The sequence below is a fragment of the Streptomyces sp. SLBN-118 genome, assembly GCF_006715635.1.
Lineage (GTDB): Bacteria > Actinomycetota > Actinomycetes > Streptomycetales > Streptomycetaceae > Streptomyces.
Map to the genome: position 1 here is coordinate 867746 of NZ_VFNP01000001.1, position 23056 is coordinate 890801.

General features: G+C 71.5%; 20 protein-coding genes. 13 read left to right on the forward strand and 7 right to left on the reverse strand.

Features of this window, described 5'->3' with window-relative positions; genetic code table 11:
- Positions 1–41: 41 nt before the first annotated feature.
- From FBY35_RS04055 to FBY35_RS04065, 3 genes are all read right to left on the reverse strand, one after another.
- Positions 42–626, reverse strand: a complete 585-nt coding sequence (locus tag FBY35_RS04055) for a helix-turn-helix domain-containing protein (protein ID WP_399208229.1) — start codon at positions 624–626, stop codon at positions 42–44.
- A gap of 75 nt (positions 627–701) precedes the next feature.
- Positions 702–1448: a PIG-L deacetylase family protein gene (locus FBY35_RS04060; protein WP_142212458.1), complete on the reverse strand. Its 747-nt coding sequence runs from the start codon at positions 1446–1448 to the stop codon at positions 702–704.
- Positions 1449–1476: 28 nt separating this feature from the next.
- On the reverse strand, positions 1477–2775 hold the full coding sequence (locus tag FBY35_RS04065; RefSeq protein ID WP_186356852.1) for an alpha/beta fold hydrolase: 1299 nt from the start codon (positions 2773–2775) through the stop codon (positions 1477–1479).
- 275 nt (positions 2776–3050) lie between these two features.
- Here FBY35_RS04065 and FBY35_RS04075 point away from each other — a divergent pair, with 275 nt between their 5' ends.
- A complete protein-coding gene (locus tag FBY35_RS04075) occupies positions 3051–4196 on the forward strand; it encodes a hypothetical protein (protein ID WP_142212460.1) in 1146 nt (381 codons plus the stop codon).
- A 19-nt stretch (positions 4197–4215) separates the two neighbouring features.
- Here FBY35_RS04075 and FBY35_RS04080 read toward each other — a convergent pair whose 3' ends face one another.
- Positions 4216–5133, reverse strand: a complete 918-nt coding sequence (locus FBY35_RS04080) for an ABC transporter substrate-binding protein (protein WP_142214886.1) — start codon at positions 5131–5133, stop codon at positions 4216–4218.
- A 236-nt stretch (positions 5134–5369) separates the two neighbouring features.
- Here FBY35_RS04080 and FBY35_RS04085 point away from each other — a divergent pair, with 236 nt between their 5' ends.
- The 5 genes from FBY35_RS04085 to FBY35_RS04105 all read left to right on the forward strand — a co-directional run bounded on the left by FBY35_RS04085 (position 5370) and on the right by FBY35_RS04105 (position 9208).
- Positions 5370–5669: a hypothetical protein gene (locus FBY35_RS04085; RefSeq protein ID WP_142212461.1), complete on the forward strand. Its 300-nt coding sequence runs from the start codon at positions 5370–5372 to the stop codon at positions 5667–5669.
- An 89-nt stretch (positions 5670–5758) separates the two neighbouring features.
- Positions 5759–6217, forward strand: a complete 459-nt coding sequence (locus FBY35_RS04090; protein ID WP_142212462.1) for a CBS domain-containing protein — start codon at positions 5759–5761, stop codon at positions 6215–6217.
- 220 nt (positions 6218–6437) lie between these two features.
- The gene (locus FBY35_RS04095; RefSeq protein WP_142212463.1) at positions 6438–7289 is read left to right on the forward strand and encodes an SAM-dependent methyltransferase; all 852 of its coding nucleotides are present in this window, start codon (positions 6438–6440) and stop codon (positions 7287–7289) included.
- A 231-nt stretch (positions 7290–7520) separates the two neighbouring features.
- Entirely contained in the window at positions 7521–8429 is a 909-nt protein-coding gene (locus FBY35_RS04100; protein WP_142212464.1) for a RimK family alpha-L-glutamate ligase, read from the forward strand.
- The gene (locus FBY35_RS04105) at positions 8426–9208 is read left to right on the forward strand and encodes a RimK family alpha-L-glutamate ligase (RefSeq protein WP_142212465.1); all 783 of its coding nucleotides are present in this window, start codon (positions 8426–8428) and stop codon (positions 9206–9208) included. Before FBY35_RS04100 ends, FBY35_RS04105 begins: the two co-directional genes overlap by 4 nt.
- 25 nt (positions 9209–9233) lie before the next feature.
- On the opposite strand, the gene FBY35_RS04110 is transcribed toward FBY35_RS04105, so the two are convergent.
- The gene (locus FBY35_RS04110; protein WP_142212466.1) at positions 9234–10586 is read right to left on the reverse strand and encodes a M64 family metallopeptidase; all 1353 of its coding nucleotides are present in this window, start codon (positions 10584–10586) and stop codon (positions 9234–9236) included.
- 139 nt (positions 10587–10725) lie between these two features.
- On the opposite strand from FBY35_RS04110, the gene FBY35_RS04115 reads away from it, so the two are divergent.
- Positions 10726–12066, forward strand: coding sequence for a helix-turn-helix transcriptional regulator (locus FBY35_RS04115; protein ID WP_142212467.1), 1341 nt, complete (start codon positions 10726–10728; stop codon positions 12064–12066).
- Between the two features lie 12 nt (positions 12067–12078).
- Here FBY35_RS04115 and FBY35_RS04120 read toward each other — a convergent pair whose 3' ends face one another.
- The gene (locus FBY35_RS04120) at positions 12079–13320 is read right to left on the reverse strand and encodes a CdaR family transcriptional regulator (RefSeq protein ID WP_142212468.1); all 1242 of its coding nucleotides are present in this window, start codon (positions 13318–13320) and stop codon (positions 12079–12081) included.
- A 9-nt stretch (positions 13321–13329) separates the two neighbouring features.
- On the reverse strand, positions 13330–13494 hold the full coding sequence (locus tag FBY35_RS36345) for a hypothetical protein (RefSeq protein ID WP_186356853.1): 165 nt from the start codon (positions 13492–13494) through the stop codon (positions 13330–13332).
- 164 nt (positions 13495–13658) lie between these two features.
- On the opposite strand from FBY35_RS36345, the gene FBY35_RS04125 reads away from it, so the two are divergent.
- The 6 genes from FBY35_RS04125 (at position 13659) to FBY35_RS04150 (ending at position 23056) form a co-directional block, all read left to right on the forward strand.
- Positions 13659–14609 (forward strand): DUF3068 domain-containing protein, encoded by a 951-nt coding sequence (locus FBY35_RS04125; RefSeq protein WP_142212469.1) that lies wholly within the window; start codon positions 13659–13661, stop codon positions 14607–14609.
- Positions 14610–14779: 170 nt separating this feature from the next.
- On the forward strand, positions 14780–15937 hold the full coding sequence (locus FBY35_RS04130) for a glycosyltransferase family 4 protein (protein ID WP_142212470.1): 1158 nt from the start codon (positions 14780–14782) through the stop codon (positions 15935–15937).
- Between the two features lie 7 nt (positions 15938–15944).
- Positions 15945–16715, forward strand: a complete 771-nt coding sequence (locus FBY35_RS04135; protein ID WP_142212471.1) for a class I SAM-dependent methyltransferase — start codon at positions 15945–15947, stop codon at positions 16713–16715.
- Positions 16708–20991 (forward strand): alpha-(1->3)-arabinofuranosyltransferase, encoded by a 4284-nt coding sequence (locus FBY35_RS04140; RefSeq protein WP_260848503.1) that lies wholly within the window; start codon positions 16708–16710, stop codon positions 20989–20991. Before FBY35_RS04135 ends, FBY35_RS04140 begins: the two co-directional genes overlap by 8 nt.
- Positions 20988–22340 (forward strand): condensation protein, encoded by a 1353-nt coding sequence (locus FBY35_RS04145; RefSeq protein WP_260848504.1) that lies wholly within the window; start codon positions 20988–20990, stop codon positions 22338–22340. The genes FBY35_RS04140 and FBY35_RS04145 overlap by 4 nt, the downstream gene beginning before the upstream one ends.
- Complete coding sequence (locus tag FBY35_RS04150; RefSeq protein WP_142212472.1) at positions 22337–23056, forward strand: class I SAM-dependent methyltransferase; 720 nt, start codon at positions 22337–22339, stop codon at positions 23054–23056. Before FBY35_RS04145 ends, FBY35_RS04150 begins: the two co-directional genes overlap by 4 nt.

Below are 23056 nucleotides of genomic sequence, written 5' to 3' on the forward strand. Positions count from 1 at the left end.
TCGCATACTAAGCGGTCGCTTGCCTCTCGGGAAGACCCCTCTCAGCCGCGCTTGGGCCTGGCCCGTACATGCATCCGCTCACCCTGCGGGCCGAACAGGCTCAGGAACTCCACGGGGGCGCCCCCCGCCGGGCCGAAGCCGTGCGGTACACGGGTGTCGAACTCCGCCGCCTCCCCCGCGGTCAGAACCACATCGTGATCACCGAGCAGCAGCCGGAGCCGGCCGGACAGCACATACAGCCATTCGTACCCCTCGTGGGTCCGCAGCTCGGGCTCCGGGCCGCCGCCCTCCTGCACCACCTTGTACGCCTGAAGACCCCCCGGCTGCCGGGTCAGCGGCAGCATCGTCCTGCCATGACGCACGATGGGCTTCGCCCGCACCCGCGGATCCCCGACCGGCGGCGCACCGACCAGTTCGTCGAGTGGCACCTGGTGCGCCCGCGCGATGGGGAGCAGCAGCTCGAGACTTGGCCTGCGCCGTCCGGACTCCAGCCGGGACAGGGTGCTCACGGAGATCCCGGTCACCTCGGAAAGCGCCCCGAGCGTGGCCCCCCGCTCCCGCCTGATCTTGCGGAGCCGGGGGCCCACCTCGCTGAGTACGGCATCGAGCTGTGTGTCGTCGTCCATGCCGTCCATTGCAGAAACGGCAAGCGCATGTGTCAATCGGGCGACAGCGGACCGACCGTTTCGACGGTGCCCGTGTCAGCGGCCGAACAGCTCGAAGGTCACGGCGGGCCGGCCGCCGAAGCGTGCCGCCGCCCGCCGGGCGTTCCCCGTCAGGAAGGTCCTGCAGTACTCCTCGGGGTCCTGGTCCGTCAGCACCTCGATATAGGTGCGGTGCTCCAGCAGGGAGCGGACGGAGCGCTCAAGGCCTGCCGTCGCGTCGACGGCATGGGTGGGCGTCGTGGTGCCCGCGACCGCCACCCAGCGCACCCCGTTCCAGGGCTGAAGGCCCTGTTCGGCGATGAGTTCGGGGAAGATCCAGCGGTTTCCGGCGTCCGCGGCCGCGTCCAGCGTGGCCCGGCCGACGGCGCGGTGGTCGGGGGTGTTCCAGGCGGTGCCGCCCCAGGTGTCCCGGTGGTTGAGGGTGATCACCAGCTCCGGCCGGTGGCGGCGGATGGCCGCCGCGACGTCCCGGCGCAGCCCGGTCCCGTACTCGACGACACCATCCCTGTGGTCCAGGAACTCCACCGAGGACACCCCGACGACGCCCGCACTCGCCCGCTGCTCCTGCTCGCGCAGCGGGCCGCACGTGGCCGGTTCCACCGTGTCGATGCCCGCCTCGCCGCGGGTGGCGAGAAGGTAGGAGACCTCACGTCCGCCGTCGGTCCAGCTTGCGACGGCCGCGGCGCAGCCGTACTCCAGGTCGTCGGGGTGCGCGACGACGGCGAGCGCGCGCTGCCAGTCCTCGGGCATCGGTTCCAGCTGCTCGGTCGCAGGCTCGTTCATGCGGGCAGGATACGACGCTGACAGGGCGTCATACCTCCCCGCGGGCCAGCAGGAGCAGCCGGTCGAGCACCCGCTGCCCGCTCGCCCGCACCCCGTCGTGCTCGTACTCGTCGGTGATCCAGCTGCGCAGTCCGCGGATGGCGCGGGCGGTGCACAGCGAGTGCTCGGTGTCGACGTACATGTCGTCGTGGTAGACGGCGGCGGCGACGGGCACCTGGTTGGCGGACAGCCGGGCCGGGTCGTACAAGGGGGTCCAGTCGGCGCGGGCGGCCAGCAGTTCGGCGCTCTCGCGCAGCGGCTGCAGGGCCGGGTCCACCTCGAAGTGCCAGGGATGGATGCTCTCCCCGGTGAACAGCAGCGGGCCGTCCCCGTCCAGCGCCGTCGCCGCGTCGAACTGCGGGAATTCCGCCCGGACCCGCTCGGCGGCCCAGGCGGTCGACCCCGCGCCCTGGGCGTAGATCGCCTCGTGCAGCACGGCGTACAGCGGATGTCCCGCGTAGGAGAGGATCGCGAGCACGGCCTCCTGGAACGCGTCGGAGAGTTCGTACCCCGCTGCCGCATGGACGAAGGCGTCCTCCAGCAGATAGTGCAGCTGGTGGCTGCCGTCCCCGCCGCCGAGCAGAATGCCCAGCGACTGGAAGGCTTCGGGGGTGAGCCGATAGCCGCCGGGCAGCACGGTCTTGCGCTCGGCCAGATACTCGGCGATACGGCGCGCCCGCCCCACGTCCTGCGGATAGCGGGCGTAGTGTGCCTCCACCTTGCGCTGGATGCGGGGATAGGCGGCGCGGTAGACGTCGTCGGCAGAGGCGTCCAGGGCGGGCAGACCTCCCGTGACAAGCACGGTCCGCAGCCCTTCGGGGGCGCTGGAGAGATAGTGCGTGGCGCAGAATCCGCCGAAGCTCTGGCCCAGTACGGTCCACGGCGCGCCGCCGGTGAGCCGCGGCCGGATGGTCTCGCAGTCGCGCACGATGCTGTCGGCGCGGAAGAGGGCGAGGTGGTCGGCCTGGGCGCGGGGCCCGCCGCGCAGGGGCAGCGTCTGGCGGTTCAGGGGGGTGGACCGGCCGGTGCCGCGCTGGTCGAGGAGGAGCACCCGGTACTCCTGTACCGCCCGCCCGAGCCATGCCTGTTTGCCGACGAAGCGGCGGGCTCCGAAGCCGGGGCCGCCCTCCAGATAGACCAGCCAGGGCAGATCCGCACCGGACCGTCCGCTCGCGACGACCTCGCGGCCGTACAGGTCGAGCTGCTCGCCCGCCGGGTCGGCGTGATCGAGCGGGACGGTGAAATGCCGGTCGGTGAGGACGATTCCCGGCTGGCGATAGCTGGTCACTGATGCTCCTCTTCTGTGTCCCTGCCCGCCCATGGGATCACATGGGCGGGCAGGGTGACAGACAGCCCCTGGTCAGCCCGTCGGGAAGTCGTCGGGGGTCCTGGCGCGGTCACGGACCCGGGCGCCGACGGGCTTGAGCCGCCCGGTGCCGGTCCAGGGACCGTTCCTGTCGCAGGTGCCGCCCTTGAAGACGGCGCCGGAGCGCTCGTCGTCGAGGCACGTCGGGCACGGTCCACGCGGACGGTACGACGCCAGGCGTCGGCTACCGTGCTGGGGTGGTGATCAATGGAGGGGACACGGAAGAACCGGGAACAGCGCTGCTCATCGCGGCGGCCCCGGTCGGCAAGGGCCGTCTCGTGGACGCGAGTTCCGTGCTGCCCGCACTCGCCGCAGTCCCGCCCGGCGCGCTGACCGGAACCCGGGCGGCGACAGTCGTCGAACTCGCCGATCCCCTCGATCCACAGACCGTCCTCACCCGGATCCGGGCGGCGGCGACCGCGGCAGGGCCGCTTTTCCTCTATATCGCGGGCCAGCTCCAACTGGACCGGAAACAGCGGCTGTTGCATCTCGCCCTCGCCCGGACCACTGCGACGACCATGCGCTACACGGCGCTTCCGTGGCACTGGCTGGCCGCCGAGACGGCGATCCGGCGGCCCGGCACCACCACCGTCGTCGTCGACCTGGTCGCCGACGCCGACGCCTGGCACCACCTCGCCTCGCGCGGCCTCGCACTCGGACTGGGCGTCCGTCTCTACGGGCGCGTCTGTCCGGCTCCCCAGCGCGGCCGCGAAGCCGCAACTCCCGCCTACCTGAAGGCGTGCGCGGCGATCTGGCGCAGCGGGGCACGGCCGGACCTGCCCACCCTGCACGAGCAGGCCGCGGCAAGGGCCGGTGGTGAAGAGGCCATGCTGCTGGCGATCGGTACTCCCCCGCGCGTACAGGCCGCGCAGCCGCACGGGGCTTTGGGGCCTCCCCAGGATCGGCAGCCTCCCCAGGATCCGCACCCGGCGATCCTCGCCGCCGCCCGCGCCGGGCGGCACACGGAGGCCGCCGCCGCGGCCGCCGCCTGGGAGCAGCAGGAGTTGCGCACCCACGGCACCGGTTCGGTGCAGGCAATCCACTGGCTGGAAGTCCGGGCCGATCTCGCGCGGCTCGCACAGGATCCGGCCCGCAGCTGTGAGTTGTGGATGGCCGCGGCAGAGGCCCGGCTGACGCGCCGGCAGGCCACCGACGACCTCGATGTCGAGGGCGCGGTCGACCGCGCTCATCACCAGTGGGAACAGATCCGGGACCTGCCCCGGGCGCGGGCGCTCGCACCCGCGCTGGTCCGGCTGCGCCGCACTGTCCCGGGCCGCCAGCGCGGGGCGCTGCAGGTGCTGCAACGGCGCCTGGAGAGCCTGCACACCGGCCCGGTGGCGTAGAGGGCCCCGGCCGCCGCGTTCAGCCGCCGGACTCGCGAAGCAGTTCCTTCGACACCAGATACTCTCTGGCCACGTCCTGCGGCGGCCGCCCCCGGCTGTCCACCTGCTCGTTGAGCCGGGCCAGATCGGCCGTTGTCAGTACGGTGTTGAGCCTGCCCAACGCGCGCGTGACCCCCGTGTTGCCCGCGTCGGCACGGTTGACGACGGGCACGATGTAATTGGCGTTCTGCAGGTGTTTGTCGTCCGCGAGCAGGGCGAGGCCGAAGTCGTCGAGCGTCGCGTCGGTGGTCGTGGTGAGCAGCATCTGGTCCCGGCCGCTCTGCACGGCCTGTTTGGCCCGGGTGGTGCCGACGCCGCGGGGGTCGACCGCCGTGATGTCGATTCCGTACGTCGTCGTCAGCCCGGGCGCGCAGTCAGGACGACGGACGCACTCCTCGTCCGCCGACAGCAGCACGGGCAGCTTCGTCCTCCCCAGGTCGCTGAGGGTAGCCAGGCGGAGGCCCCGGGCGAAGGACGCGCTGACGGCGAAGGCGTACTGGTGGGCGGCGCTGCCCGGGCCGAGGACGGTCAGACCGCGCGGTGTCGCCAGCTTCCGCAGGGCCGTCATCGTCCTCGCGAGGTCGGGCGAGGCGACCGTGCCCGCGTCGGGGCCGTTGACCTTGGTGTTCAGCCAGTCCGCGAAGGTGGCGGCGTACTCGGGCACCACATCGATCCTGCCGCTCTGCAGCGCCGGCTCGTACATCTCCCGGCTGGTGAAGGGCAGGATCTCGGTGCTGTATCCGGCCTTGCCGAGGAGCAGCGCGTACATCCGGGCGAGCAGCTCGCTCTCGGTGGAGCCCGCGGAACCGATGGTCAGATGCTTGCCGGCACTGGGCGCGGCGGCGACAGCGCCCTGGCTCTCCACGGACGGCCCGGTCGAGCAGGCGGCGAGCGTCATCAGCACGGCGGACGCGAGAGCGTGCCACGCCCTCGTCCGGAACTCCCTCGCCCTGGCCACCCGTCCATTCCAGCGCGGGCGTGGGGCAGGCGCGCGTCGGACCGGCCTCTAGGCGCCCGCTCCCGGCATATGTCCAGGTCACGACCCTCGTCGTGCGGTGTGCGGGATGCCGGAGCACCCTGGTTCTGGAGCTGCCTGCCCTCCGGCCGGCAGCCGGCCAGGAAAGGGTTGGCGCGATGTTCGTGAGGCTGAGCACGTACCAGGGTTCACCGGTCCCGTCGCAGGGAGACCTGACAGCCAACTGGGAAGCGGTTCTCAAAGAGGTGCGGGAGGCTCCCGGCTTCCGGGGCCTGTACTACCTCATCGACCGGCCCTCGGGGAAGGCCAAATCGCTGACCTTGTGGGAGGACGAGCAGACCATGTACGCCAGCGAGGAACGGGCCAACCGGCTCCGCGACCAGGTGGCGCAGCGCGAAGGCCAGCGGGTTGTCTCGGTGGAACGCTTCGAGGTGGGATTCAGCCATCTGGAGCCTTGACAGGCCCGCGCATCCGAGGAGCGGTGTTGCGCCATCCGTGTTGTGATCGATGGCAGAGAACACAACGCTCTCGAGGACGGGAGGAAATCATGGCTGAGAAACTGCGAGCTCGGGACATCATGTCCGGTGGCGTGCAGTGCGTCGGTGCGCACCAGTCGCTGATGGACGCAGCGAAGATGATGCGCGACCTGGACGTCGGATGCATGCCCATCTGCGGCGACAACAACAGGCTCACAGGCTTGATCACCGACCGTGACATTGTCGTCAGGTGCTGCGCCGAAGGCGTCGATCCGGCGACCGTGCAGGCCGGATCGCTCAATGCCAAGGTGCACTGGATCGACGCGGATGCGGACGCGACCGAAGTCCTGACGACCATGGAGGAGCACCAGATCAGGCGGCTCCCGGTGATCGACGTCAAGGGCGGTCACCGCCTGGTCGGCATGATCTCGGAGGCCAATCTCGCGAAGAACCTGAGCGACGAGCAGATCGCCGAGTTCGCGACCCGTGTCTACGCGACGGCGCCGATGTCCGGTCAGTCCCGGAGCTGATCCGTCTCGCCGGCTTTCCCGAGCCGCTTCAAGGCCCCGTCCCCGGCGGGGCCTTCGCGGCGTCGGCGGAGCGGGTATACCCGAGTTGTACGAACCAGTCGCCAATCTCCCTTGGCAGTGGGCGAGTTGACCACCACGAACCCGCCATGAGAGACAGCGGCAGCGGGTAGTCTCGCCACGGCGGAGCCGGGCTCCGCAGACGGAGAGACGGAGAGCACGCATGGCCGATGACAGGCAGTCCGGGACAACCTCTATACCCTTCGACGTGCCCACCTCGGCACGAGCCTATGGGTGGATGCTGGGGGGCAAGGACAACTACGACGTCGACCGGGCCTTCCTCCTGTCCACACTGCCGTCCTTCCCCGAATGTGTGGACATCGCGCGGCAGAACCGTCAGTTCCTCTTCCGGGCCGTGCGCTACCTGACGCAGGAGGCGGGCATCCGCCAGATCCTCGACATGGGGTGCGGCCTGCCGACCGACAACAACGTCCACCAGGTCGCCCGGCGGTTCGCACCGGACGCCCGCGTCGTCTATGTCGACATCGACCCGATCGTGCTGGCACACGGCCGGGCGCTGCTCGCCGACGACGATTCCACCACCGTCATCACGGCCGACATGCGGGACCAGCAGTCGGTCCTCGACCACCCCGAGGTACGGCGGCTGATCGACTTCCGCGAGCCGGTGGCGGTGCTGTTCCTGTCAGTGGGGCACCACCTCACCGACGCCGACGATCCGCACAGGGTTCTGCGCACCGTCATCGACGGGGCGGCACCGGGCAGCTATCTCGGCCTGTCCCAGGTCGTCTCCGACGATCCGGCCAGGGGCGCCCAGATGACCGAGCACATCTCGGAACGCGGCATCCCGTGGCAGACCCGCACCCCGGCCGAACTCGACGCCTTGCTGGACGGTCTTGACCCGGTGGAGCCGGGACTGGTGAACCTGGCCGACTGGCGCCCCGACCCCGAGCAGCCGGCCCTCGCCCCGGTGCACGAGGCCCTGGCCCCGTACCTGGGCGCCACCGAGAAGAACAAGGGCATCTACGAGTACGGCGGGCTGCTCCGCAAGTCGTAGGTCGCGTCGTCAGAGTCCTGTCTGCCCGGCGACGTCTGGCACGCATCCGGACGAGGACCCGCCCCACAGCCGTGAGGTCCTCGTCCGCGATGCCTTCGCGCGGCCGCCGGTCGAAGCCTTGAAGCACCGGGGGACGCCCAGGGAGATCACCTCACGGCGTCCATGACATCCTGTGATGTCACAACTCGCCGGACGGGATCGGCGGACGTCCGGGGGTTACGGGGAAGGTCGATGAGGCTCTGCTTCCTGGTGGAGGAACACTACCTGCACGACGGCATGCCGATTGAGGTGATCCGTCAGCTGACCTCCTGGGGGCACCGGGTCGATGTGCTGCGGCCAGGCGGCTCCCTGGTGCGCATGACCGAGGTGGTGCAGGCCGGCACCCATGACGCGTGGGTGCTCAAGACGGTCTCCGGCGGACCGGGGCTGACCTTGCTGGAAGCCGCGGCCTCGGCGGGGATGACGACCGTCAACGACGCCCGGTCGATACGAGGCGTACGGGACAAGGCACTTGCCGCGGCAATCGGCCGCAGCAATGGGCTCCCTCTGCCGCCGACCTACGCGGCGGCGCGGCCCGATCTGCTGGCAGAGATACCGGCGTCGGAGTACCCGCTGGTGGTCAAGCCAGCCGACGGAAGCTCCGGGCGGGCCGTGTACCTGGTCCCGTCACCGGACCGGCTCGCCGCCGTGGTCCCCGAACTGGCGGCGGAAGGCATGCTCATCGCCCAGCCGTATGTGACCAACCGGGGCATCGACGTCAAGGTGTACTGCGTGGGCGGCGAGCTGTACGCGACCGAGCGCTGCTCCCCGCTGCACCCGGACCCTTCGGTGCCGGAACGCCGCGTGCCGCTGTCGGCCGAGGTGGCCGCGATAGCCGCGCGCGTCGGGGTGGTCTACGGCCTCGATCTGTACGGCGTGGACGTGGTGCTGGGACCGGACGGTCCCGTGGTCGTCGATGTGAACGACTTCCCGAGCTTCCGTCAGGTCCCCGACGCCGCCGCCCGGGTGGCACGAGCCGTGCTCGGGCTCGCCCGCACGGGCGGGTCCTTGGGGGCGGCCGTGCTGCCCCCGGCCCGCTCGCATTCCGTGCAGCTCCCGGCTCCGGTGCACGTTCCCGCGGCGGCGGGCGAGAGCACATGAGGATCGGCCTGATCACACCCGAGCCCGGGCATCCGCTGCTGGCCGCGGCCACCGCCCTGCTGACGCCCTCGCATCAGGTGGAGACACTTGATCCCGGAATGGTGGACGAAATCCCCGGGCCGCTCGCCGATGTCTATCTGCTCAAGTCGCGTACGCCACGTGCCCTGGCCCTCGCAGCCGGTCTGGAGCGGCGCGGCGCCCGGGTGGTGAACTCGGCTGCGGCGACCGCGCTGTGCCAGGACCGGACTCAGATGGCGGCGAAGGCCCATGGGGCAGGCCTCCCGTTCGCGGCCACCCGTACCTTCGCCACGCTCGCACAACTGGCCTGCGGATCACCGCTCCCCGGCCCCGCGGTCGTCAAGAGCCGCCACAGCCGCCGGCACGACCTGGTGGCCCGTGTCGACGGCGGCATACAACTGCGGGAGCTCGCCGCCGCGCACCCCCATGAGCCTGTCGTGGTCCAGGAGTTCGCGCCGAACAGTGGCTGGGACCACAAACTCTGGGCGGTCGGAGACGGGCTCTTCGCCGCCCTGCGCCGTTCCGAACTCTCGCCCGGTGGGCGGGGTCCCACACTGCCGCTCGCGCCCGGTGACCTGCCGCCCGGCTGGCCGGCTCTGGTGCGCCGGGTCGGCGAGGTCTTCGAACTCGATGTCTACGGCGTGGACATCATCGACACGGGCGACGGGGCCCCGCTCGTCGTGGACATCAATGCGTTCCCCGGGGTCCGGGGTCAGTCCGGCGCTCCGGAGGCCCTGGTGGCACTGGTTCTGGACCGTTAGGAGCTCCGAGGCGGACCGCTCGGCATCAGAGGCGGATCGTCCAGGCGGTGGTGGACTTCAGCGTCCCGGCGACTTCCGGGTCGCGCACTGAGGCCGTACGGTCCTCGGCGGTGGCCGACAACTGGTGTGCGCGGCGGTCGAGCAGCCGCGGGACCAGCTCCGACACCCGCAGCTGAGTGCGGCCCTCGGAGAACCTCAGCTCCCTGCCGTCCAGATACCAGCGGACCCTGAGCTGATGCCCGTCCGCGGCGGCCAGCCGGGGCACGGCGACCTTCGCGGTGTTTCCCGGGCGCAGTGTGCGACTGGTGGGAGTGACGGCGGTGACGACCCTGGCATGGCGGTAGAAGCCGGCGATCATCGCCTCGACGCCGGGCAGGCTGAAGGGCTTGCCGAGAGAGCGCATCAGGGAGTTGTCGGTGGGCCTGTACAGACCGGTGACGTAGTAGCCTCCGCCCTCGTACGTGCCGACCGCACCGCCGTCGGGCGACTGCTCGCCGAGCCAGCGGTGCCACTTGGCTGACTGTCCGGACATCTCGTCGGCGGTCAGCTTGGAGATGTTGGACTCGGCCGGCTCGCCCCCCGTGTACTTCTCGTAGCCCGGGTAGCCGGGGTAGTAGTACTCGTCGGCGAGCTTGCCCAGCGAGTGGCCGGTCTCGTGGATGGCCACCTGGCCGGACTTGTCATTGCCCGCCGAGGCGGTCGAGATGCCTTCGTAGCCGAGGCTCGCGCTCGGCTCGTTGTAGCCGGCACCGCCGTACTTGGTGCTGTTGGCGAGGACGAGTACCAGGTCCGCCTCCGGCGCCTTCGCCACGTAGCGGTCGACCTTGTCCTGGTCGATGCAGAGCAGCCGCTCGATGTCGTCGCACCAGAAGTACGAGCCCAGCGCGGTGTCGCGGACGGTGTCCTTTCCGGGGTCGCCGGACACACCGGACTGATTCGACACGGCGTCGACCGCCCAGACGTTGAAGAGGCCCTGGTAGGTCGAGTACGGCTCGACGGCCGCCACCTCGGCCCATTTCTCCTTGGCGTCGATGTGGAACTGCGCCAGCTCGGCGGCGGTGTAGCCGTCCCCGATGACGACGATGTCCAGCCGGTCGGCGGTGGAGCCGTTGTCCACCAGCTTGGTGACATCGCCGTCGGCGGCTTCCTCTGCCGCCGAGAGCCGGGAGGCCGGGCGGCCTTGGCCCTCCTTCGGTACGTGCGTGTGGCCGGATCCGGCGGCTCTGCCGTGCTCCGGCCCGGGTATCTCGACCTCGACCCCGCTCCGGCCCGGCGTCGCCCCGTCGGCGGCCGCGCTGCCCGGCGCGGACGCCACAACGGCAACGAGGACAGCGGCCACTCCGGCCGCCGCCAGGGCACTGCCCCGTGCTGAACGCATGAATCCTCCCCCTGTCATGGAAGTTAAGTGGTTGGTTAAGTCTGATGAACTGGCTGCTTAAATTAGGGGGCGTACCGGAGGTGCGCAATGCCTGCTACCCCTGAATACTGGGGAGTTCAGGAATCAGGAGGGGGTACCAATGGACGAACCGGTCGAGATCGGACGCCGGGTGCAGCGTCTGCGTAACCAGCGCGGACTGACACAGCGCCAGCTGGCAGAGCCCTCCTACACGCCCGCGTATGTCTCGACCCTGGAGTCCGGCAAGGTCCGGCCCTCCGAGACCGCGCTTCGCTTCCTCGCGGAACGGCTCGGCACGACATACGAGGAGCTGACCACCGGACGGCCCGCCCATGTGGCCACCGAGCTGCGGCTCGCCCTCACCGACGCCCAGCAGCAGCTGGCCACCGGCGCAGCCGACGAGGCCGCCGTCAGCTACCGCCGTCTCCTGACCGACGCGGAACACCTCGGCCTCGCTCCCGAGCAGGCCGAGGCGCTGCTCGGGCTCGGCGACTGCGCTCTGGAATCAGGTGAACTGGCCGATGCGGGACGGCACTTCGAGGAGGCGGAGCGGCTCCTGGCCGGTGAACCGCTGCCCCGCCGCGCCCGCGCGATCCGGGGCCGTGCCGTCGCGCACCTGCTGGCCGGGGAGCTGCGCTACGCCTGCTACCTCCTCGAGTCCACCATCGACGAGCTCGGAACGAGCGGCCTGGCCGACCCCGAGGCGCTGGTTCTGCTGTACGCCGCCGTCATCGGCCCGTACATCGACATGGGCGCCCTCGCCCGTGCCGCACACGCCGCCGAACTCGCCCTGGCCCTGGCGCCGCAGGTCAGCGATCCGGCACTGGTGGCGGGCATGCACCGGCAGGTGGCCCGCACCTTCCTGGCCGAAGGACGCACGGCGGACGCCGACGCCTCGCTCGCCAAGGCCCAGGCGATCTACCGCCAGCTGAGACTGCGGACCGACCTCGCACACTGCCACTGGATGCGCGGCTACGTCCAGGCACAGAACGGCGAACTCGCTTTCGCTGAAAAGGAGTTGCGCACCGCCCGGGACATGCTGACCGCCAAGCGCGCCGTGCTCTACACCGCCCAGGTGGAGGTGGAGCTCGCCGACGTACTGCGGCGGCTCGGGAGGCACGATGAGGCGGCCGGTCTGCTCTCGGCCCTCCTGGAACTCGGCGACCGGCACGGCGCGGTGCACGCGGGCGGCGCGCACCGCCTGCTCGGGCTGATCGCCGAGGAGCGCGGCGACACCGAGGCGGCCGAGGAGCACTATGTCGTGGCGCTCGCCCTGCTGGAGCGGAGCGGAGCGAGCGGCGACCTGGCCGACCTCTGCCGCTTGCTGGGGGACCTGCTGCGCCGCGGTGGACGCACCGAAGCCGCTCTGGACGCCTACCGCACGGGACTGGGCCACCGGGCGGCCCCCGGCACGACGACCCTGGGACCGGCTCCGGCGGCTCCCGCGTTCACGCAACGCTGAGGCGAATCCCCGTCATTGCCAACCGCGCCGCAAGGGTTCACCGGTGTCCCGGACCATCCCGCTGTCGCGCAGGCGGCGGGCCCGTAACACCAGCTCCAGCTTGAAACGACGGTCCGGATCGTCCACCTCGTCGCCGAGCAGGGCCCGGATCTGGCGTAATCGGTAGCGCACGGTCTGGGGATGGACGCCGAGCCGCGCCGCGACTTCGGGGGCTCCACCGCGTGTCTCCAGCCAGGCGAGCAGCGTCTCGACGAGCCGCCTGCTGTGCGCGGGGGCGCACTGGTCGAGCGGTGCCAGGCAGCGGCGGGCCATGTCCTCGATCAGCTCCTCCGGCGGCAGCAGGACCAGCGCCTCGGTGTGCTCCGTGCACTGCAGCACGTGCCCGACCGGGAGCAGCCCGCGCTCCATCAGGCGTACGGCGGCGAAGGCCCAGTGCAGCGACTTGGCGGCCTCGGCGAGCGGAACCGGCGGGCCCATCGCGCCCGACCAGCCGGTCATCGCGCGCTCCAGGAGTTCGGGCCGCCCGGCCGCGTGCGGCTCGGGGACGACCATGCGGGGCTGCTCGTACTCCATGTCCAGGAGCACCTCCTGGCCCACGGCCGGGGCCACGGATTCCGGGGCGGGCCGCAGCAGTACGGCGACGGCGACCTGTTCGGGCAGCGGCCATCCGATGCGCTCGGCATGCTCGGCCAGGGCATCGGTGGGATCGGTACGGTGCTCGCTGAGCATCAGGCTGATCAGCCGCCGCTGCAGCCGAAGCCGCTCGCCGGCCTGGCGGGCGGCTGCTTCGACATAACCGCGTACGGACTGTGCGACGAGCCCGTCGAGATACTCGAAGCCCGACTCCACCAGCTCGTACATGGCCGGGGGCGGAATCTCGACCTGCTGCCCGATCTCGGCGAGACGACGCCACGCGAGCCGGACACCGAGCCGGTAGATGGCCTGGAGCGAGTCCAGGCTGCGACCCTGCAGCACCTCGCCGCGGCCGAACTCCTGGAACACCTCCAGCCGGCGCCCGTGCGGCAGGTGATCCTCCACCACAAGATGGCCGACGAAGTCCTCCAGTGCCTCGCGGATGCCGATCAGGGCCATGGGCTCGCCCGAATCGTCGACGACGAGCGGCAGGCCGGGGTACTCCTTGCGGATCTCGCCGAGGATCGCCTGGGCGAGTGCGGGCACCTCGGCCATGGCCAGGGCGGCGAATCTGCGTGCCCGCGGGCGGGGGACGTCCCGCCACGCCGTGCGCACGGGCATGGTTTCCCCCTAGGGCTGCGGGGACGCTGTCGGCCGGCCCGTCTCGAAGGAGACGAGAGGCACATTGGGCTGCTCGGGTGTGGCGTTCAGTGCGGCGACGATGCCGAAGGCAGCCCCCACGGCGAGGACGGCTGCGGCCATGGTGGTCAGCACGGCGGCGGTCAGTATGTGCATGGTTCAGCGAGCCTCTCGGTCGGAAGGCACCCCGCCCCGCGGCCACCGGCTCGGCGACTGCCCAGTCTGTGAGGGGCATTGACACTTAGTCAAGAGGGCGCTTACGGTCCCGGCCCGTACAGACGCGCACCGTCCTGATTCCCCCACCGCCCGGGAGTGCCCCTATGCGTCGTACCGCTTCGCCGTTGTCACTGCTCCTGCTGGGCACCGGCGTCTTCCTGCTCGTCCTGGCTCCGCTGCTCGCCTGGTACGTCGAGCCACGCGCAGAACGCACCCCGACCGATGTCGATGTCACCACGGTGTTCACCGGCAACGGCGACTATTTCGACACCGAGAGTCTCAGACCCGTACAGGGAGAACCGATCACCATCACCCGCCGGGTGCTGGGTGATGTCGCGGCGAGCGAGCGCAGCGGACGGGCGGTGTGGGACGTGTCCACGGCCATCGACACCCCGAACACGCTGGCCTTCGGCGATCCGCGCAGATCCTACCAGTGGACGCTGGAGCGCTGGGTGACCGACCGCCGGACCAACGCTCCGGTGCACTGCTGCGGGGAGACGCCGCAGTATCAGGGCGAGGCGTACCTGAAGTTCCCCTTCGACGTGCAAAAGCGCGGATACCTCTGGTGGGACACCACGCTGGGATCCACGGTACGGCTGGAGTTCAAGGGCACCAAGAAGGTCGCGGGCTACGAGGGTTACCGGTTCACCGGATCCGTGAAGGACACCCGGACGGGCACCCGCCAGGTGCCGGGGCGGCTGGTCGGCCTGCCGAAACAGCGCCAGGTGCATGCCGAGGAGTGGTACGCCAACCACGGCATCGAACTCGTCGTCGACCGGCGGACGGGCCGCATCATGAACGCGAGGACCGCTCCGCGCAAGACTCTGCGGGCACCCGGTGGCGACGCGGCGAAGGTGGTCCTGCTGGACAGCGCCGGGCTGGAGTTCACCCCGGACACCCAGCGGGAGCAGGTGGCGCTGGCGAAGACCGACAGCGGCCGACTGCGGGCTCTGGGAGACCTCGCACCGATCGGCGGCGGGGCGGCCGGGCTCGTCCTTGCTGCCGCGGGTGTCATCCTCCTGTTGCGCGGCCCAGAGCGCCCGAATCCGACGTAATGCGCACAATGTGATGGAGCGTCAGGCCCGTTGCGGGCCAAATTTGTCACCAACGTGAGTAGCGGCATCGAACAGCCGGGCGGAGACTACCAACCCACCCCGCCACGCCGACCGCTCTCGCGCACCCAACATCCCCAACGTCCCGCACCCCGAGGCGAGTTGGAGCTCGAATGCCCCAGCACGTACCCCCCACGTTGCGCGCGCCACTCCCCCACCATCCGCGGATGTCCCCGCGGCTCGACCCCGCGTCCGGGCCTGGCCCGCATCCTCGCCGGATCGTCTTCCTCGCCCGGCGCGACCTCGGCAACCCGGCCGCGGGCGGTTCCGAACTGCTCATCGACCGCATCGCCGACGGGCTCACCGCTCACGGCCACCAGGTCACCCTCCTGTGTGGCGGTCCCGCCGCCTGCCGCGGCTACCGCGTTGTCTCCGCCGGCGGGGACGCGGGACACTTTCTGCGGGCCCGAGGTGCGTTCCAACGGCAGGTCGGTGACTGCGACCTGTTCGTCGAGGTGTGCAACGGCATGCCCTACCTCGCCCCGCTGTGGCACAGCGGACCGACGCTCTGCCTGGTCAACCATGTCCACACCGACATCTGGGGCGAGCGCTTCCCCGGCCCCGCCGCCCGGCTGGGCAGAAGGCTCGAGCGCTGGGCACTGACCCGTGCCCACAGCGGCAACCTGCTGGTCGCCGTCTCCCCCTCGACCGCCGACGCGCTCCACGGCCTCGGTGTCCCGCGGGAGCGGATCCGGCTCGTCAACAACGGTGTCGAGGAGCCGGGCCCGCTCGAGCCGACCTCGGCCGAGCCGCTGTTCCTCGCCGTGGGGCGGCTCGTCGAGTACAAGCGGATCGAGCTGCTGCTTCGTCTGTGGGAAAGGGTCAGGCCGGTCACCGGAGGCCGGCTCGTCATCGTGGGTGACGGGCCGGAACGGGCCAGGCTGGAATCTCTCGCCGGGCCCGGCGTGACCTTCACGGGCCGGGTCTGTGAAGCGGAGAAACACCGGCTGCTGTGCGCGGCCTGGTTGTTGCTGCACCCCTCGCTCGTCGAGGGCTGGGGGCTCGTGGTGACCGAGGCCGCTGCCCGGTACACACCTGCCATCGGCTTCGACGTGCCCGGTCTCAGAGACTCGATCGAGGACGGCGTCACCGGTGTACTCGCCCGCGGCGAGAGCTCGTTCGCCGCGGCCTGGTGCACGCTGGCGCTCAGTTCCGAGCGGCGCGAGGCGCTCGGCCGCGCGGCCGGGCAGCGGGCAGCGGACTTCCGCTGGGGCGCCACGGTCCGGCAGTTCCGGGCGGCGGCCGCGGAGGCCGCGCCGCAGCGGAGGTGATGCGGCCGTGAAGGATCCCTCCATCCGCAGGTCTCTGACCCTCTTCCGGGCGTTCATGAGCGAGCAGACCGACCCGGACCGCTGCTACACCCTGCTCGCCCAGGACGCGGCCGACCAGTTGGAGCGACAGATGCCCCTGCAGGGCCGGACGGTGGTGGACGTGGGCGGCGGACGCGGCCACTTCACCGAGGAGTTCCGGCGGCGCGGGGCGCACAGCTACCTCTTCGAGCCCGATCTGCGCGAACTGGGCGCCCGCGGCACCGCCCCCGTGGGCTCGGTGGTCGCCGACGGCTATCTGCTGCCCCTGGCCGACGGAGTCGCGGACATCTGCTTCTCCTCCAACGTGCTGGAACACGTCGCCGACCCGCAGACCTTCCTCAGCGAACTGATCCGCGTCACCCGGCCGGGCGGGCTGATCTACGTCTCGTTCACCAACTGGCTCTCCCCCTGGGGCGGTCACGAGTGGGCGCCCTGGCACTACCTGGGCGCGGACCGGGCCCGTGCCCGCTACCTGCGGCGGACCGGGCGCCCCGCCAAACACACCCTGGGCGAGAACCTGTTCGCGATCCACATCGGTCCGACCCTGCGCCATGTACGCACCCGCGAGGACGTCTCACTGGTCACCGCACGCTCCCGTTACTGGCCCTTCCTCGCGCAGGCCGTCACCCGCGTCCCGGGCCTGCGCGAAATAGCCACCTGGAACCTCCTCCTCGTCCTCAGGCGCCGAACAGAAACGGCAGCAGCGATGACCAGCCCCCTGCGAGTCACCCGTGGCTGAGACGACGTTGACCCTCCCCCCGGGCAGGCCGGGCCGTCCCCGGCACACCGCTCCGCCTCCGTCCCCACAGCCCGGCGGGCCGCGCCGCAGATCATGGCTGCTGGCCTTCTGGGCTGCGGTGCTCGTCGCGTTCCTGTCCGTGTCACCGGGCAGGATGACCTTCGAGACCAAGCTCGGCGTGGTCGCCGACCCCTGGAAGTTCATCGGCGACCTCGGGGAGCTGTGGCAGAGCCGCTCCGGATTCGGCGGGCTGTCCAACCAGTACGCCGGTTACTCCTTCCCGACCCTCCCCTACTACGCGCTCACCGACCTCGCGCACATCCCGGTGTGGCTGGCCGAGCGGCTGTGGCTCTCGCTGATCGTGGCCACCGCGTTCTGGGGCGCCCTCCGGCTCGCCGAGCGTCTGGAGATCGGCAGCGCCCGGACCCGGCTGCTCGGCGCCGCCGGCTATGCCCTGTGGCCGACCTTCACCATCGTCGTCGGCTCCACCTCGGCGGCCGCGCTCCCCGGAGCGCTGCTGCCATGGGTGCTGCTGCCGCTCACTGCCACCCGGACTTCCCCCCGGGTGGCAGCGGCCACATCCGCGCTGCTGATCCCCTTCATGGGCGGGGTCAACGCGGCATCGACGCTCGCCTCGCTGCTGCCGGTGGGGCTCTATCTGCTCAGCCGCCCTGCCGGTCCGCGCAAGCGGGCCCTGATCGCCTGGTGGATTCCCGGCGTCGTACTCGCCACCGCCTGGTGGGTGGTTCCCCTGCTGCTTCTCGGCGCCTACGGCGAGGACTTCATGCCGTACGTCGAGCAGGCCGACACCACCACCGGGACGATGTCCGCGACCGAACTGCTGCGCGGAGCGGGCAACTGGGTCGCCTACCTCCACTTCGGCGAAGCCTGGCTGCCTGCCGGCTGGACCGTGGCCACCGCGGCGGTCACCGTCCTCGGTTCGGCGTTCGCGGCCGCGCTGGGGCTCGCGGGCCTGGCACGGCGCGATCTGCCCGAGCGCCGCTGGCTGCTGCTCACCGTGCTGGCCGTGGTCCTGATCACCCTGGCCGGATACGCCGGGTCCTTCGGCGGCCCCTTCCACGAGACGGTGCGGGACTGGCTGAACGGGCCGCTCAAGCCCTTCCGCAGCGTCTACAAGTTCCAGCCCGGGCTCGCCCTCGCGCTCGCCTTCGGGCTGATGCACCTGGTGGCGACGTCGAGCGAGAGCCGCGGAGCCCGGCGCCTGCCCGCGCGCCGCCATGCGCCGCTGATCGCCGCGCTGCTGGTCCTGCCCCCTCTGGCCTGGCCGTACCTGAACGGGACGATCCTGCAGCCCGGCGCCTTCAAGAAACTGCCCAGCCAGTGGACGCAGGCCGCCCACTGGCTGGAGAAGAACTCCCCCGACAGCCGTGCGCTCGTCGTTCCCGCCACCGCCCACGGCCTGTACACCTGGGGCTCTCCCATCGACGAGCCCCTCGATGTCCTCGCCGACTCCCGCTGGGCACAACGCGACTTCGTGCCCCTCGGCACACCCGGCTCACGGCGCGCGATGGACGCCGTCGAGCAGGTGCTCATGAGCGGCAGCGAAGTGCCCGGCCTGCGCGACTACTTGTCACGCGCCGGCCTCCACTTCGTCGTCGTACGCAATGACCTCGACCCGGACCAGCTCGGATACGTCCCGCCGATCACCGTGAGACGCACTCTGGAGGCCTCCGGCTATCGGCGGGTCACCGGATTCGACCCGGTGCTCACCGGCGGCCGCATCCCCACCGACACACCGGTGCAGGTCCAGGGCATCTTCCCGCGCATGCAGGCCGTCGAGATCTACGAGCCGACCGGCAACACCCGGCGGCCCGGACAGGTCGGCCTGCAGGCGGTCGCCGACACAGCGGTCGTCAGCGGCGGCCCCGAGGCACTGCTGCAACTGTCGGCCGATCCGGGTCTGCGGGGCAGGCCCACCGTGCTCACCGGCGACAACCACCCAGGGCTCGGCACGCCCGCGGCGCAATACGTGGCGGATGGGCTGCGCCGCGCCGACACCCGCTTCGGACTGGTCAACAGCAACACCTCGTACACGTACACCGCGGACGAACGCAACCCCACCGGAAGCCTCCAGGATCCGGGCGAGCGGCCGCGGCAGATCCTGCCGACCAAGGGCACCGGGCACCAGACGACGGCCGTCCTGCGGGGCGCCGCCTCGGTGACCGCGTCCAGCAGCGGCAACTGGCTGTTCCATCTGCCGCAGTACGACCCGGTGAACGCCTTCGACGGCGACCCGGAGACGGCGTGGGCCGAGGGCAGCGCCGGAAACGCCGCGGGCCAGTGGCTCCGTATCGGCTTCTCCTCCCCCACAGACGTCCCCGCCTCGCTTCAGCTCACTCCGCTGCCCGGCGACGGAATGAGGGCCGCCCCCACACTCGTACGGGTCGAGACCGAAAAGGGCTCCGCGGACAGCCCGCTCGCTGCGAACGGGAACCCGCAGCCGGTCACGGCGCCCGCGGGGCAGACCAGTTGGCTGAAGATCACCGTCCTGGCCGCGCAGTCCCCCAGGGCCGGACTGGGCGGCGCGGGATTCAGCGAGGTCTCTCTCCCGGGCATCCAGGTGACCCGGCTGCTCCGGCTCCCCACCGACGCGCACGACACCGAGGCGGGCGCCGAGGTGTTCTCGCTGCATCGCGGCAGCGACCCCGGCGGCCTCTCGCCTGTCTCCGCCGAAGAGGGTCTGCACCGCCGGTTCGGCGTCGCCCAAGGCGGTGACTTCGCCATCACCGCCACAGCACTGCCGGTGCCCGGCGAAGCGCTCGACCGGCTCGTCACGGCCGCCGATCCGCGGCAGGGACGACGGATCACGGCGACCGCGGACTCGACCAGCCGGCTCGGGAACAGCCTCAGCCCGCGCAATCTCGTCGACGAGGATCTGACCACCGCATGGATCGCCGGAGACCGGCCGGTCATCCATCTGCGCTGGCCCGGCCGGAAGACCATCGACGAGATCGTCCTCGCGGCGGCGGGCGGCCTGTCAACCCGGCCCGAGCAGATACTGATCAGCACCCCGAACGGTGGAGTGACGGCCGCCGTCGACGAGAACGGCCTGGCCCGCTTCGAGCCGATCACCACGGACCGGCTCGACATCACCGTCAGCCGGGCGGCACCGCTCACCGTCCACAACCCCGTTGCCGACAGCCGGATGCAGTTGCCGGTCGGCCTCAGCGAGGTCTACGTTCCGGCACTCGCCGACCTGCGCACACCGCCGCCCGCCGCCGAACTGCGGTTCTCCGTGCCGTGCGGCGAGGGTCCGCCGGTCGCGGTCGACGGCACGCTGCACGCGACGAGCGCGTCCGGAACGGTGCGCGATCTGACCGAACGCAGCCCGGTCGATGTGAAGCTCTGCCGGACTGCGCAGGGCACGCTTCCCCTGGGCCGGGGGCTGCACCAGGTGGAGGCGGGCGACGAAGGGCCCCTCGCCCTCACCGACATCACGCTGACCCGCGGCGAACTCCGGCCACCCGTCGTGAAGGACCAGCGGGAGGCGACCGCGGTGGACTGGCGCGGAGACCGGCGGACCGTGAACGTCGGCGCGGGCGAGGCCGCATACCTCCAGATGTACGAGAACGCCAACGACGGCTGGAAAGCCACCCTGAACGGCAGGACGCTCATCCCGCTGCGCATCGACGGCTGGCAGCAGGCCTGGCTGATCCCCGCGGGCGCCGGCGGCACGGTCGAGCTCGAATACACGCCCGTGCTGCTCTACGACGTCGGGATGATCGGGGGCGCGGTGGCGGTGGCGCTGCTGGCATGCCTCGCACTCGTACGCCGCCGGAGCACGACTCCGGACGCCGCGGCGATGACGCCGCCCGAGCCCGGGTGGGTGCTGGGCTGCCTCGCGCTGACCTTTGTGGTCGCGGTGGTGGCGGGTCCCTTCGCCCTGATCGTCCCCGTACTGGCGGTGGTTGCCCGCCTGCGGCACTCCCTGCTGGTGCCGACAGCGCTGCTGGCCATGGCGGGCGCCGGGATCGCGGCCGCGACGGGGGCGGGCGATCCGGTCGCCGTCGGGCGCGGCGCGTTCTCTCCGGCGGCCCAAGTCCTGGCGCTCATAGCGCTGTGCGCGGCGGTGGTCACCGTGGACCGGCGGACGCGGGGCAGCTCACCGGGCGCGGTGGACCCGGACCTGCCGCCCCTGCCCCAGCGGATGCGGTCGGCGAACGGCCCTGCCGGGCGCCACAGTCCGGACCCGGCGCCCCACCCCGATCCGCCAGGCAGCGCAGCGATCGCCCCGAGGGAGGCCCCGCCGATATGACGGCCCTGCAACCCGCCCGGCAGGGGCCATCGGCCAAGCCCGCGGCTTCTGGCCGGATTCCGTTTCCGGTCGTCGATGAGATCTCCCGGCACTGTGTGCGCGAGGACGAGCCCGAGACCGTACACATCGAGGTGCACCTGCCCCGGCAGCCGGATCCGGAGCGGCTTCGGGCCGCGTTCGGCGAGGCCTTGCTCAGGCACCCGCGCATTCTGGTGCGCGAGGCACCCGGCCGCTGGTACCGGCGGCGCTACGAATGGGAGCTGACGGGCACCCCGGACGTCGATCCGGTCGGCTTCCGCGAGCCGGGAGCGGGCGCGCTGGAGCGGGCCAGGGCAAGAGCACTGGCCGAGGCTCCGCCGCTGTCCCTTTCCCCGCCCGTCCGGCTGGAGGTGGTCGGGCCGTCGTCGGGCGGCTCGTGCGTGCTGCTGCTGACGCTCAACCACACCGCCCTGGACGGGCCGGCGTGTCTGCGTGTGCTGGCCACGGCCGCCGAGTTGTACTCGGGCGCCCCCTCCTCCACCTCCCCCGTACGCGGCCCGGCCGGCTCGCCGCAGCGGCCGGGGCCGCCGCCCGCCCGCACCGGCGGGGGCGGTGCACGGCCCGCTCGTGTCGCACCGGCGTCCGATGTATGCGCAGAAGGTGGGAACGGCCTGCTGCTGGCCGATCTGCCGGTGCCGCGCCGGCCGGCCGGGGCGGGCTACACCGTCAACGATCAACTCCTCGTCGCCACCTGCCTGATGATCGCCCGCTGGAACCGGCAGCACGATGCTCCGCCGCGCCCGATGCGTATCACCATGCCCATCGACGAACGGCCCCGCGGAGCCGAGATGCCCATCGGAAACGGCACACGTCTCGTCGAGGTCGGATTCACGGCGCAGGAGTGCGCGCGCGAGCCCGGCCCCGACGCGCTCGCCGCGCTGCTGCACCGCACCGCGGAACGCACCCGCGCCCTCAAGTCGGCTCCCCGGCCTCAACTCGGCCGTGCCGCAGCGCTCCTCACCGCACCCGCCGTGCCCATCGTGATGCGGGCTGCCCTGACCCGTGGTCTTCGGCGGGCTGCCGCTGCATGGACCTCGACCACGCTGCTCAGCAACATCGGGCGCATCCCGTATCCACTGGACTTCGCGGAGGCGGGCCGGGCCGAGGCCGTCTGGTTCTCGGCTCCCGCATCGATGCCGCGCGGGCTGACCGTGACCACCGCCAGCACGGGCGGTCGGCTGCATCTGGCACTGCGCTGGTCGCGCGCGCTCCTCGACGACGCCGCGGGCAGGCGGCTGTGCGACTACTTCACGGAGTACCTGGCGGCCATGACGGCCCTGCGGGCCGATTCAGGAGGTGACGGGCCATGACCGGAACGGTCCCGGCGGGCCTGCGCGAGTTCTACGAGAACCCGGCCGTCCCCGTCGCCTCCGGGGACGAACGCAGCCGCCGCCAGGCGATGATGCTGGCCCGGGTGCTCCCCGCCGAGCCCTGCGTCGTCGTGGACGTCGGCTGCGGCGACGGCTCCGCGGCCGCCACCGCGGGCCCGCTGCTCGGCGATCACCGGATCGTGGGCATCGACTGGTCCCAGGACGCGCTGCGCCGGGCCACCACCCGGATGAACGATGTCGTACGCGGTGAACTGACCGCGGGCGGGCTGCCGTTGGGGGACGCGACCGCCGACGCCGTGCTCTTCAGCGAGGTCGTCGAGCATCTGGTCGATCCGGACAGTGCCCTGGACGAGCTGCGCCGCATCCTCAAACCGGGCGGCCATCTGATGCTCTCGACCCCGAACCTGGCCGCCTGGTACAACCGGGTACTGCTGGCCGTCGGGGTGCAGCCCGTGTTCTCCGAGGTCAGCCTGCGTGGCATCCACGGTCGCCCGGGATCCGAAGTGGTGGGCCATCTGCGCCTGTTCACGGCCCGCGCGCTGCGTGAGTTCCTGACCGCCGCGGGCTTCGAGGTGGTCTCCCTGGCCGGCGCGCCCTTCCACGGCGTGCCGCGCCCGCTGCGCCCGGTGGACCGTGCCGCCTGTGCCGCGCCGTCGTTGGCCTCCGTCCTCCTGGTGCACGCCAGGCGGGTGTAG